16 protein-coding genes and 1 tRNA gene are annotated in these 12,891 nt (G+C 36.9%); 2 read left to right on the top strand and 15 right to left on the bottom strand.

The window, feature by feature from the left end:
• The 4 genes from rpsK to ACJMLD_RS00070 all read right to left on the bottom strand — a co-directional run.
• Positions 1-300, bottom strand: a 300-nt coding sequence (gene rpsK, locus ACJMLD_RS00085; protein ID WP_405266787.1) for a 30S ribosomal protein S11, incomplete at its 3' end; no start/stop codon positions are given.
• 11 nt (positions 301-311) lie between these two features.
• Positions 312-851 carry a 30S ribosomal protein S4 gene (locus ACJMLD_RS00080; protein WP_405266785.1) on the bottom strand — a complete coding sequence of 180 codons (540 nt, stop codon included), beginning with the start codon at positions 849-851 and terminating at the stop codon, positions 312-314.
• Positions 852-910: 59 nt separating this feature from the next.
• Positions 911-1,357: a 30S ribosomal protein S13 gene (locus ACJMLD_RS00075; protein WP_405266783.1), complete on the bottom strand. Its 447-nt coding sequence runs from the start codon at positions 1,355-1,357 to the stop codon at positions 911-913.
• A 184-nt stretch (positions 1,358-1,541) separates the two neighbouring features.
• Positions 1,542-1,626, bottom strand: a tRNA-Ser gene (locus ACJMLD_RS00070).
• 202 nt (positions 1,627-1,828) lie between these two features.
• Between ACJMLD_RS00070 and ACJMLD_RS00065 the strand changes: the two genes are divergently transcribed.
• A complete protein-coding gene (locus ACJMLD_RS00065) occupies positions 1,829-2,386 on the top strand; it encodes a LemA family protein (protein WP_405266781.1) in 558 nt (185 codons plus the stop codon).
• A 15-nt stretch (positions 2,387-2,401) separates the two neighbouring features.
• Positions 2,402-4,174, top strand: a complete 1,773-nt coding sequence (locus tag ACJMLD_RS00060; protein WP_405266779.1) for a DUF2207 domain-containing protein — start codon at positions 2,402-2,404, stop codon at positions 4,172-4,174.
• 72 nt (positions 4,175-4,246) lie between these two features.
• Here ACJMLD_RS00060 and ACJMLD_RS00055 read toward each other — a convergent pair whose 3' ends face one another.
• From ACJMLD_RS00055 to rpsE, 11 genes are all read right to left on the bottom strand, one after another.
• The gene (locus tag ACJMLD_RS00055) at positions 4,247-6,505 is read right to left on the bottom strand and encodes an Ig-like domain repeat protein (protein ID WP_405266777.1); all 2,259 of its coding nucleotides are present in this window, start codon (positions 6,503-6,505) and stop codon (positions 4,247-4,249) included.
• Between the two features lie 215 nt (positions 6,506-6,720).
• The gene (locus ACJMLD_RS00050) at positions 6,721-7,686 is read right to left on the bottom strand and encodes an RNA-guided pseudouridylation complex pseudouridine synthase subunit Cbf5 (RefSeq protein WP_405266775.1); all 966 of its coding nucleotides are present in this window, start codon (positions 7,684-7,686) and stop codon (positions 6,721-6,723) included.
• Between the two features lie 69 nt (positions 7,687-7,755).
• Entirely contained in the window at positions 7,756-7,977 is a 222-nt protein-coding gene (locus ACJMLD_RS00045) for a 50S ribosomal protein L14e (RefSeq protein WP_405266774.1), read from the bottom strand.
• On the bottom strand, positions 7,978-8,499 hold the full coding sequence (gene cmk / locus ACJMLD_RS00040; RefSeq protein ID WP_405266772.1) for a (d)CMP kinase: 522 nt from the start codon (positions 8,497-8,499) through the stop codon (positions 7,978-7,980).
• Positions 8,499-8,765: a 50S ribosomal protein L34e gene (locus ACJMLD_RS00035; protein WP_405266770.1), complete on the bottom strand. Its 267-nt coding sequence runs from the start codon at positions 8,763-8,765 to the stop codon at positions 8,499-8,501. Before ACJMLD_RS00035 ends, cmk begins: the two co-directional genes overlap by 1 nt.
• Before the next feature lie 116 nt (positions 8,766-8,881).
• Entirely contained in the window at positions 8,882-9,460 is a 579-nt protein-coding gene (locus ACJMLD_RS00030) for a DUF106 domain-containing protein (protein WP_405266768.1), read from the bottom strand.
• A gap of 21 nt (positions 9,461-9,481) precedes the next feature.
• Positions 9,482-10,042, bottom strand: a complete 561-nt coding sequence (locus ACJMLD_RS00025; protein WP_405266766.1) for an adenylate kinase — start codon at positions 10,040-10,042, stop codon at positions 9,482-9,484.
• Positions 10,043-10,087: 45 nt separating this feature from the next.
• Positions 10,088-11,446 carry a preprotein translocase subunit SecY gene (secY, locus tag ACJMLD_RS00020; protein WP_405266764.1) on the bottom strand — a complete coding sequence of 453 codons (1,359 nt, stop codon included), beginning with the start codon at positions 11,444-11,446 and terminating at the stop codon, positions 10,088-10,090.
• A 31-nt stretch (positions 11,447-11,477) separates the two neighbouring features.
• Positions 11,478-11,915 (bottom strand): uL15m family ribosomal protein, encoded by a 438-nt coding sequence (locus ACJMLD_RS00015; RefSeq protein WP_405266762.1) that lies wholly within the window; start codon positions 11,913-11,915, stop codon positions 11,478-11,480.
• A gap of 15 nt (positions 11,916-11,930) precedes the next feature.
• Positions 11,931-12,389: a 50S ribosomal protein L30 gene (locus tag ACJMLD_RS00010; protein WP_405266760.1), complete on the bottom strand. Its 459-nt coding sequence runs from the start codon at positions 12,387-12,389 to the stop codon at positions 11,931-11,933.
• 12 nt (positions 12,390-12,401) lie between these two features.
• Positions 12,402-12,891, bottom strand: a 490-nt coding sequence (gene rpsE, locus ACJMLD_RS00005) for a 30S ribosomal protein S5 (RefSeq protein WP_405266758.1), incomplete at its 5' end; no start/stop codon positions are given.

The following is a 12,891-nucleotide window of genomic DNA, read 5'->3' as shown; positions in this document are numbered from 1 at the left end:
TCTTGCTAAAGCACGAATAGTAGCTTGTGCACCAGGTCCTGGACTTCTAGGTCCATTTCCACCAGGAGCTCTTACTTTAATATGTAAGCCAACAAATCCTTTTTCTTTAGCATCATCAGCTATTCTGGTTGCTGCAGCCATAGCTGCGAAAGGTGAAGCCTGTTGTCTGTCTGCACGTACAACTCTTCCACCAGACCATTGTGAAATAGTTTCAGCACCAGTAATATCTGTTACAGTAATAATAGTGTTATTGAATGATGAGTAAATATTAGCTATTCCCCATTTTTCATCTTTTGCCATAGTTACACCCTCTATTCCTCAGTATTAGCTTTATTAACTTTGCTATTGTTGTACTCTTCAATCTGTTTAGCAACAGGTGAAGAACGATAGAATCCTATATCATCTTCCTGACCTTTCAATACTACATAACTTGGGGAGTTGATTTTCTTACCGCCTAAAGCAATGTGGCCGTGTACAACAAACATTCTTGCTTCTTTAGGAGTACGAGCTAAACCTTTTTTGTATACAATGGTTTGTAATCTTCTTCTTAAGATATCTTCAACATTTAAATCTAAGATTTCTTCAAGAGCAGCGCCTTCTGGCAAAACACCGGTTCTAGCTAAGTGTCCTAATAATTGTAATTTTTCTTTTTGCATTTGATCAGCAGAAAAACCGAGTAAGTATCTTGCTTCCCTACTGTACCTTCTGACTAAAGTATCGGCTTTCCAAATTTCCTTTTTGTTTTTTAAACCGTATTTAGTCATTAATTTGTTTTCGTTTTTAATTCTTTCCGCATTCCAAGGATGTGGTGGTGTATTATACTTTTTCCTTGATTTTCTAGGTTGTCCCATTAAAACATCTCCTTATAAAATTGAATTTAAATAATTTATTTATAAAAAAAGTCCCATGCCTATCTGCGACGTTTTACACCAACTGAAGAACTTTTTCTGAAAGTAGATTTGGTTCTTTGACCTCTAACAGGTAAGCCAACTTCGTGTCTTCTACCTTTGTAGCTTCTGGTCTTTTTCATTCTGTTCAAATCATCCCTTAAAGTCATGTCAAGGTCGGATTCGATTAAATGAATATCTTCACCAGTTTCATAGTCTTCCCTACGGTTTAACATCCAAGATGGAATATCAAACTTTTGTGGGTTTTCTAAAATTTCTTCAATTCTTAAAACATCCTCATCAGCAATATATCCAATTTTAGCATCTAAATCTAAGTCTAAAATACGGCACATAGTTTTAGATAAAGACATTCCGACACCTTTGATTTCAGTTAAAGCATGTTCAATGGTCTTATTACCATCAACGTCCTTTCTTGAAATACGCACTAAATGCTTAAAATCGTCTTCCATTAAATAACCTCCATTTATAGAGCGAACCTACGAGACGTAAAATAATAGATTCGAATGTTTTGACTAGCAAAACACAGTTCTTTCAACAATATAAACTTAGTTCAAACAAACTAAGAGTGCAATAAATATCAGTCTAACAAGTATTTTTATTGATATTAAAAAAATATAGTTAAAAACTAATAAACGCCGAGACTGGGATTTGAACCCAGGAGGGCTGAACGCCCACGAGATTTCCAGTCTCGCGCCTTACCAGGCTAGACTATCTCGGCATGAATAGTCAGCAAAATACTTGCAAATCATATCATCTAGAATAATATGATAAGATAATATATTTACTTACCTATATATAAAGGTATTGCTTTAATAAGGAATTTCATAAAAATGATTGATTCAAAAGAATTATTAGATTTCCAATCATAAAAAGAAAAGTATATTTTTAAATGATAAATATACTATAAATTAGGTGATAAAATGAACCTTATCTTATTAATAATAGTAATTATCTTAGTCATATTTGTTGTGGTAACAATCATACACATGTACAATAATCTCGTTGGACTCAGAAACCGCGTGAAAAACAGCTATGCGCAAATAGATGTCCAGCTTAAAAGAAGAAACGATCTGATTCCAAACCTTGTCGAGACAGTCAAGGGTTATGCAGGTCACGAAAAGGGCGTGCTTGAAGAGGTAACCAAAGCAAGAACAAGCGTGATGAATGCATCTTCCATTGAAGAGGCAAGCGAAGCGAACAACCAATTGACCGGTGCATTGAAAACATTGTTTGCGGTTGCCGAAAACTACCCTGACCTCAAGGCCAACAGCAACTTCCAGCAATTGCAAGCTGAATTGACCGAAACCGAAGATAAAATTTCTTATGCAAGGCAATTCTATAATGACGTTGTCTTGAAATACAATAATGCATGCCAACAATTCCCAAGCAGCATCATTGCAAAAATGTTTGGATTCAGCGAAGAAGCATTCTTCCAAGCACCAGAATCCGAAAAAGCAGTTCCAGAAGTCAAATTTTAAACGGGTAGGGATTATATGAATGTTAAAAGAACATTTTGTATAATCTTACTTTTTTTAATATTATTTTCAACAGTTACGCTCGTTTCGGCAGATGACGACAGAAGCTATACCATAGATCAGGCATTTGTTGAACTGACGGTTGGAAGTAATGGTCTGCTTCATGTAGATGAAAGGTATGATTATTCATTTGATGGCGCATTCAACGGAGTCTACAGGGATATTCCTCTGAAATCCGGAGAGAGCATCAGCAATATTAAGGTTTCGGCGGACGGAGCCTATGCTGTACTTAAGGAAAGTGACGATAACGGATATAAGCATCTGAAAATCTACTTATATTCCGATAAGGCGCATACCAAAGGCATCAGGGACTGTGACGTATCCGTTCACATCAGCTATGACCTTAGCGGCGTAGTGACCCTTTTCAACGATGTCGGAGGATTGCAGTATAAGCTCTGGGGAGAAGAGTGGGATGTCGGCGTCGGCAGCTTGACAGCCATAATTAACCTGCCTGGAGACAACGGTAACGAATACTACCTGAACCCACAGGACTACAACGAATCCTCATCACTGCAGGGAAACACAATAACCGCGCAGAGTTCATCCATTCCGAAAGGCGAATTCTATGAACTGCTCGTTTTGATGCCTATTGACGATTTCAATGATGCGCCATATGCAAAGCATGTCAACGAAGACGGCCGTGAAATGATACTGAAGAACCTTGAAGACAGCGTCAACAGCAGGAATTTCTGGAACACCAGCTTTCTTGTCTTGGCATTGCTGTCAATCATAAGCCCCATAGGTGCAGTGTTTACCTATCTTAAATACGGCAGGGAACCTAAAGTGATGTATGACGGAATCTATGAACGTGACCTTCCGACAGACGATCCGCCGGAAGTGATCAATGCTTTCATTGAAAATAAGGGAAATATCGGAAAGCCTAACATAAAGGGATTTGAGGCATCAATCATGAACCTTATTGACAAGAAGGCCTTCAAGATATTTGCTGACGATGGCACTGAAAATGAATTGAACGATTTGCTTTTAACATTCAATCATCAGGAATACGACAAATTAAGTTCAAGCGAAAAGATAGTATTCAAGACATTGGAACACTTTGCAAAAGACAACGTTTTGAATCTGTCCCAATTGAACAGCCGATTTTCCTCAGAAAGCAATGCAGAATGGTTTATGAAACATATTGAAAAATGGGAAGACGATGTTCAAAACAAGCTTGACAAATCAAAACTATTTGACGACACCGGTGCATCAATGATAGCAACCATAGCACTTCTTGGCATTCTCTTTGGAATAATAATAGCTGCATTAGGATTTACCACAAATCTTGGAAACGGAATCTATGCACTTGTAGGAGGCATATTCCTGGCGCTATTTTCAGTGGCGCTGCTGCACTTTGATGACGATATCTTCGGAAGATGGACCGAAGAGGGTCGTGTCTTCTATCTCAAATGGAGAAACTTCAAGGAATTCATCGAAGACAACAGTTTAATTGAAGAGCGCCCTCCAGAATCCATAGTTGTCTGGAAAAAGTACTTGATTTATGGAACCGCTCTTGGAGTAGCTAAAGAGGTCTACGAATCCATGAAACTGCAAGTGCCTAACATCTCAGACTATGACGATGGAATATTCCTGTACCACTACTATGGAGGATACGGATTGATGTCAAACGCATACAGTACAAGCTATTCAACAACCCATTCATCATCCGATTCCGGAAGCTTCGGTGGCCTTGGAGGAGGATCCGGTGGTGGAGGTGGAGGAGCATTCTAGCTTCCCACACTTTTTTTTATTTATCAAAAAAATATAGTAAAAAAATATTATTATATATATTCAAAATTAAAACTAAAATGGAAGACTTCTGTATTTAGCATGTATATAATAGTTCTTAGTATCCCAATTCTTTATTTTTCCCAAAGAGTTAGAATAGCTAATCGGGTCTCCGCAAACCCATGTTTTGCCAATCTTGACCTGAGTCCAGACATGGCCGGTTGTGTCTCCGCTTTTTATGAAATGGCATACTCCATGAACATATCTTGCCTGAAAGCCCGCTGTCCTATACATCGCAACCAGCAAATGTGAATGGTCAACGCAATTTCCCTTTTTAAGCTTCAATGTCTTTGATGCACCATATTTTGTATTATAATAGTAGCTGTAATCCAAAGTGTCCCTTACGTAATTGAACAGGGCTTTTGCCTTATCGATGTCATTGGTCAATCCCTTGGTCAGTGATTTGACTAATTTTTTAATTGCTGGACTTCCAACTTTGCAATGCCAAGATGATTTGAGATAAGCCCTCAGGGACTTGGCGTTCTTTTGGTTGAGCCCACTTCCATATTTGGAAAGCTTGACATTGACTGATTTGGATATTTTGGAACTTGGAAGATACTCGTTGTTTCCTAAAAATTTGACTGAAACCTTATATTTTCCCAATGCAACCTCCGTTTTGAATGTTGCATATCCATTTGACCCGACAGTAGAATTATATGTTTCGCCATCAATGGTCAGCTCAATGTTTCCTCCGGAGATGGCCTTGCCGTTGGAATCGGTTACCAGAACCTTGAAGGTCTGGAGATTATCCTTATAGGAAGTTCCACATTTCCAAGTAACTTTAGAGGGGCTTCTTTTAAAGACCTGTATCTTGCAAGATCCTGAAGTTCCGTTTACAATGGAGTCATCATCCGTTTGATAATAGACCGTATGATTGCCAATTTTCAGGTTGATAGGGACTGCTGCAATTCCCTTATAATCTGTAGTGTTGGTGTAATTTTCACCACCAATAGTGAAGTTTACTGTCCTTTTAGCCAAAGGAACTCCATCGGCAGTGTATGAAACCTTAAGCAAGGTGCCTGCACCAAATCCAAAAGCTTTTGTGCCCTTAACTTTAAGTTTAGTGTGTGAAGTGTCATTAAGCAGCGTGATGTAATTTGATGATTTTGAAGCCTTGAAATACTTGTTTCCCTCATATTTGTAGTTGACCTTATAAACGCCCTTCTTCAGGGATGGCAATTTGAAATTGATTATGCCATTGCCATCGGTCTTTTTGGAATAGGTCTTTCCAGCAACTGTAATCTTAACGGTTCTTCCGGAGTTTGAATCATCATTCAAGCTGGTTGACAATTTTATTTTAAGATTCTTGGCATCATTAGGAAGGAACGTATACTCCTTAGTGGTCAATTTGGTGGATGCCTTCCTTTTGAAAACCTTAATGGTGTATTTTTTTGACAAACCGTCCTTATTGTAGCAGATGACCTTATATGTGCCTTTCTTAAGCTTTTTTAAAGATAATGTTGCAATGCCCTTTGAATTGGTTTTGACCTTATGGGTTTTGCCCTTAAGCTTAATCTTAACATACTTTTTAGCCAAGGCCTTTCCATTGCTCTTATAGAATTTTACGCTGAACTTTCTGCTGTCGCCCTGGACCTTATTAAGGTTGGATGCCGAAATAGTTGATAGAACCTTAAATGTGGTGGTCAGCTTATATCCTGTAACGGGATCGGCTGCAACAACCTTATAGCTGCCCGGCTTCAAGTTTACCGGAAGGCTTACAAAACCATTCTTATTTGTCTTTTTAGTGTATGACTTTCCATTAATCTTTACATTGACATTCCTATTTGCCAAAGCCTTTCCCTGGCTGGTGAGGAATGTTGCCTTATATTTTGTACTGCCCTTGTAGTATTTTGATTGATTAGATGCTTTAATGGTGGGCAACACTTTAAAAGAGGAAGTTAAGGCACTTGCTTCATAGGCCTTATCACCATCAAAATGAATGCTTGCCTTATATTTGCCTGGAGTTAGCTTCAAATTAACGCTCGCAACACCATTCTTATCTGTTGTAGAGTTATAGTTAACATTATTTATAGTAAAATAAACCTTCTTTTTAGCCAATGAACAGTTTGCATTTGAATCTTTTAAAGTCACATTATAAGATCCCTTATAATAAACGCTTGTCGATGGCGATGAAAGCTCCGTCTTGTTTTTACTTTTTTCATTCAAAGAAGCACTGATTTGGTCAACGGATAAATTATCTGAACCAATAACATCTGAATCGCTGAATTGAGAACTCTCTTCAATTTGAATAGCATCATCACTGGAATTCTGCATTGACAAATCCGTTATGTTGGCCTCGCTTGCCTGAATTGCAGTAATCGAAAAAAGAAGAATTAATGCAAAAATCAGAGACAGGAATATTTTTCTGTTAAAAATAATTTACACCTTGTATTGCTGTTTTTATAATAATATTTAGAGTTTTACTTCTCTTTAAGATTATTTAGGTTATTAAGAATTATAAATCTTTTCACATCTATTTAAAAAAAAAGTTATTTCCAGAATCTCGGATAAGTGTCCGGTTTCATAAATACTTTGGAAACATTAACTGCAAAGCCTGAATCGGCTTCTAAAATTTCGTTTGAAGTTAAAAAGGAATGACCTGCACCTACCAATTCACCCTTCAAGGTTTCAATAGCTACAATATCGTTCTTTTGAATATTGTCTGCCAATTCTGCAATTCCTCCGCAGGCAAGGTCCGCACCATGACAGACTGCATCTACCGCTGAATCCTTAATGACGATTTTTGGAAGATAGTCTGCAGCCCTTTCCATCGGCATGATGGCTTCACGCAGGAATGATTCATCGCCGTCCTCAATCCAGAAATGATATGCGTCAGTCACGTCATGCAATGTAACCAGGTTATTCTTTTCCGTAAATGAGCCCACTTGTGTTCTTCTAAGCTCTGCCATATGCGCTCCAACACCCAATGCCTCTCCGATATTGTGGCAGTATGTCCTGACATAGGTTCCCGCTTCACAGCCTATTCTGAATAAGACGTCACGGCCTTCAATTTCATAGATTGTCGAATAATAGATGTTACGGGTCCTGAGCTCACGCTTTACAGCGGACTTTACTGGAGGAAGCTGGAATATTTTTCCGGTAAATTCGCTGAACACTTCACGAATCCTGTCTTCATCAACATCATGATGGAATGTCAAAAGACAGACATATTCTTTGGGAGCTGTTAAAAGCAGTTGAATTGCACGGGTGGCATCATCCAAACCAACTGGTAAAATACCAGTTACTTTAGGATCAAGTGTTCCGCCGTGACCTGATTTTTCAATTGGTAAAATGCGTTTAACCCAAGAGTCTATTTCATGAGAGGTCGGACCTGATGGCTTGTCTAAATTAATTACACCCTTAGAGATATATTCTTCAATCTCCCTTTCTTCCGGCTTGCAGCCAAAATCCGGGGAAGTGAAACTTTTAGATTTGGTCACCATATCAAATTTCATGAAAAAAACCTTGAATATAAAAAAATAGTTAAATAAAAAAAGATATGAATAATCGTTTCAATTATTCATTTATAAGTCAGCTAAAGCTGCTTTGATAGATTCTGCATCACCAGAAACATCAATGGAATCTGCAGTTGGTTCTAAGTGAGCGATGTTACATCTTCTGTTTTTAACAGCTTCACCAATTACTTCTACAAAGTTTTCATCGATAATTTCAACGATTGCACATTTTTCGCCTGCTTCTCTACCAGCAGTTTTAATACATACTCTACCTACTTCAATTGATGCCATTTATATCACCTTTAATGTTTGAATAATGATTTCTGATACGTTTTCAGGATTGAAAGTACCAGTATTTATAATTATGTCATAGATATCCATATTGGAAATGTCAATATTATGGATTTCCATGTATCTTAAGGCTTCGCTTTTTTCACGAGTTATTATCTCTCTTTTGGCCACATCGACAGATTTGTTTTCCCTATCGGAAATTCTTCTTGATCGAACATCAAAGGGTGTTACCAACCAAACCCTCAAATCAGCATTGTCAACAAAATATGCTGACAATCTTCCTTCTACAATCAAATCTTCTGCAGATTTGGCCTTTTCAGCTTGCCTTCTATCAATTTCTTTATCGATATCATCATTACCTTCAGCAAATTCACTGAATTCAAGAACACTCATTCCTTTTTCCGCAGCCATTTCTCTAAAAACAAAACCTGCAGAGATATATGGAATATTTAACTTTTCTGAGAGACCCTCAGCAGTTGTTGTAGTTCCGGTTCCAGCTAATCCGCCGACAGTAATTATCATTATTTTCTAGCCTCGTTTTTGAAAATTTTACGAGCACAACTTGAACATAAGTACCCACCGTATGGACGGTTAGGTCTTTTAGCTGTTTTTGATAATTTTCCAATTTCATATGGACGTCCACGAGGAACTCCATGCAATATTGCACCACACTCAGCACAAACATGCTTAGATGGTTTTTTCTTTTTGTATCTTAAAACATTTTTCCCACCAGGGGTGTTTTTATGAACTCTTTTATATGATCTTGATCTAAACCTATTTGCAGGCATTTAATCACCTATAATAATTTTTAATAATTTAAATAATTGTGTAATAGCGTATTCAAAATAGAATGCTATAATATATATTCTTCATTATTAATAAAGGTATAGTTTTTTAGGTCAATTTAGAACCCTTGTTTGAATCCAAGATATTTTCTTAATATTTGGCTCATACCAAAAGTGCAAATGAAATACCATAATAACCAACCGATACCATATGGAATGGTTGCCTTACCGCCATACATGAAACTTCCAATCATATGCCAAACCGGAGTTAAGATAACCCAATATACGGTTTTAGGCAAAATAATAACCAAATCACTTACGGCAGAAGCTCTCATCCAAAAGAATATCAAAATGATTGGAACGAAAGTGACAAACATTGGTTTGAATTGGTCAGTCATCATTGCGGTTTGCTGTTGCATAAGTTCTGTCTGTTCAGCCTGAAGCTTTGCAATCTCTTTTCCGTCACCTCTTTTTTGAGCATCCCTTAATCTTTTATTGAATTCTTTCATTTCAGCTTGTTGTTCATTTAACTTGTCTTGATCCACCAAATACTTATTTGCAACAGTTGTAATTAAAGAAACAATGAATGCAATGATTAAAACTGTTAAAGCAGGATTAGCCGGATTCGGATCCATAGCTAAAATCGGATTGAAAACTGCATTTAATGCCCCATAAATAGGAGTCATGAAATCAACCATAATTTATACCTCTTTTGTAATTTATAAATTTAATACATCCACTAATTTTGAAACTGAAGAGTTTAAATGATTATCATGGTTAGAGACAATTTTAACAGTAGCCCCAGTTAAAGTTGCATAAGCCATAGAAGTTGCCCTGTTCATTTCTTGATGTAATTGGATGTCTTTAGCTTTTTGAACATCTCTTGAACGGGTTTCATCATTTGATCTTCTGTAAATAATTTCATCAGGATTTGCTTCAACTAATATGAAAAGATCCGGTTGTAATTCTTCTAAAACCCAAATTGGGAGACCTGGCAAAAATCCTCCAGGTGTGTTGATGGTACAGTGAGTATCTACAATGACATTGTCGTTTTCAGACCTTTCCTTAATTTCTTTTGCAGCCTTAGCTTGAATTTCCTTTTGTGTTTCAGCTGGTAATTTTCTTAAAGAATCCCTATCTTCAACAATATTTTCTTTAATAGCAATTTCAGTCATTATGTCCCCATAATTTAAATGTACATAATCGACTTCTTCAAGTGCTTTGTTAAGTAATGTTGTACTTCCAGAACCTGGAATACCTGTTAATACTACTAATTTCATTTTTTCCCCTCACATATTGTTAAAAAGAAAAAAATAGGAGAGAATCTAATCTCCTAAGAATTTTCTAAGAAGTGGATTTGCGGACATGAGTTGTTCCTCAGCCATTTCCTCATAAAGTTTATGAAGAATACCTACAGTAAGCAATACTCCGGTACCTCCACCTAAAGCACCGGTCAAATCTGCAAGGAAAGCAATGAGACCTACATAAATACCACTGATAATGGTAAGTGCAGGAATATATTTTTTCAAAATTTTATACAATTGACGTTTACTGCTTCTGAATCCAGGTATCTGAATACCTGAGTTATAAAGCTGTTCAGAAATCTTTTTAGCATTCAATCCACTGATTTCTACCCATAGATAAGAGAACAACATACAGCATGCAATGAAAAATATTGCATATATAAGAACGTGGAACGGTTCTGTAATGAACATGGACAAATTAGGAGTGGATAACAACCAGGCAATACCGTCAACAGCCTTACCGTTTTTGAGATGTCCTAAAATCGGGAATCCGATTTTTTGGAAAATGTTAGCGAATAATGTAACGTTTACAAGCAATGCACTTGTCAAAATTACCGGCATGTTACTTGAGTATACGAATTTTAATGGGTATTTACCTACAGATCCTCTAATTCTTCCGTGACCTCTTACACTACCATGAGAAATAGGAATTTCCACTCTCATGGCCTCACCATAAAGAACAACCGCGAATACTATGAGGGTTGCAATCAATGGAATCAATATGGAAAAGTCAAAAGTACCGCCACTAGCTAGTTGGATAAATTTAGGAATAATTCCAGCCAATAGGCCATCTGAACCCTTTAATATACTGAATGTTCCTACAATGATAGCTTGACATACACCAGCAGCAATGAACAAACCAATACCACTACCGAAACCCCATTTTGAAACGACTTCATCAAGGTAGATAATGATTAATGCACCTACAACAAGTTGGGCAATCAATATGAAAGTGTAGGAATTGTCAATAGGAACAAGGTTCCCAGTCAATACCAAAACACTTGCCTCGAATACTGTGAAAACTATGGAAAGGATTTTCTGAGTAGCTTGGAAATGAGACTTGTCTTTATGAGAAGACAAATCTAATTCTAAAAGATTGGAACCAACTAATAACTGCAATACAATTGATGCAGTAACGATTGGTCCAATACCTAAAGTAAGGATGGAACCGAAACTTCCAGCCATAACTGCTCTTAACTGAGCAAATGAATCAATAGCTCCAGGAGCTAAACCATATAATGGAATTTGTGTTAATATAAAGTATAAAACTAAAACAAGCCCAGTCCATTTAAGTTTTTCATTGAAATCTTCTCTGTGAACAGGAGACTTAACTTCAGGAATAACTTTAAATATTGGCTCTAAAACTTCTAGCGCTGACATAATTTTCCTCTAATAATTTTAAGGAAAAAAGCTATAATTCGATAGCTTCTCCTCCTAACTCTTCAATTTTTTCAATAGCAGATGCTGAAAATTGTGGAGCTGAAATTTTGAAAGTTTTAGTGATTTTACCTTTTGCTAAAACTTTGTCAAAACCTAATTCAGTTACATCAATTACAATTGCATCTCCTTCTTGTGATGCTTTGCCACTAGCAACTAAATCATCAGCTTGTTCTTCTAAGTAACTTAAATTAACAGCATTAACTTTTTTAATCATTTTTTGAGGTCTTTTGAAACCGTGTTTACCAAAGTGGTCAGGATCGTGGATTACAGTCCAAGTCCAATGTTGTTTGCCCATACCGGCTTTTCCTTTACCACCTTTGTTACCTGCACCTCTACGTTTTTTAGTACAGCCTCCACCGTTGGATCTAGAACCTCTTTGTTTGTTAATTTTACGTTTTGTTCTAATCATAAATATACACCTGACTTAAAGCATTCTTTTTGCAAGGTCTTTAATTTCTTCTCCCCTGTAACCTAAGGATCCACCTTCTTTAACAGATAAACGAATGTCTTCATATCCTTTTCTTGGAGGGTGTAAACGGAATACAGGTTTAATTCCAACATCAGCTAATTTAACTTTAGATTCAATTAAAGCTTTAGATAAATCAGCGATGTCTTTGTAATCAGTATTTTCAGCAACGTATTCATCAGTAACTTTAACGTTTCCTGGGAGTCTGCCTCTTTTAGCAATGATAGCAGCTAAAGTTTCCGCATCAATTTCACCCCAGGTGATGTAATCCTTAGCTTTTTGAAGCATTCCTTCGTAGCTAGGATTTTCTTCAACGATGACTGCGTGGCTGATTCTGTTAAGTCTTAACATGTCTAATGTGTCAGCAATTTTCTGAATGACACCGGTAGTTCCTCTAACTCTAATAACTAAATACATAGTAATCACCATCTAGTAATTGACTCCCATTTTCTTGAGGTCTTCTTGACTTGCTTTTACATTACTTAATTCTTTTAGAGCATCGAATACTGCATTAGCGAAGTTAACAGTAGTTTGGGTTTGACCGAAAGTTTGAGACCATACATCGTGAATACCAGCAAGTTTTAAGATAGTTTTACCAACATCTCCCACTACTAAACCTACACCTGCAGGAGCTGGCATTAAAGTAACGCTTACACTACTGGTTTTTCCTTGTACTTTGAAAGGTACGGTGTGTTCTCTTCCACAGACACAACCCCAGTCTCCACAACCTCTTCTTACTTTGATAATATTATATTTAGCATTATCAACAGCTTTTCTGATTGCAGGACCGACTTCTTTAGCTTTACCTTGGCCTAATCCAACATATCCGTTTTTGTTACCTACAGCAACAATTACTCTGAAATTAACTTTTCTACCAGATTTATGCATCCTTTGAACTAAGTTAACATCCATTACTTCT

It is taken from the genome of Methanobrevibacter sp. (assembly GCF_045112895.1).
Lineage (GTDB): Archaea > Methanobacteriota > Methanobacteria > Methanobacteriales > Methanobacteriaceae > Methanocatella.
The sequence above is the reverse complement of the archived record's forward strand: the minus strand, read 5'-3'. Positions and strand labels throughout refer to the sequence as shown.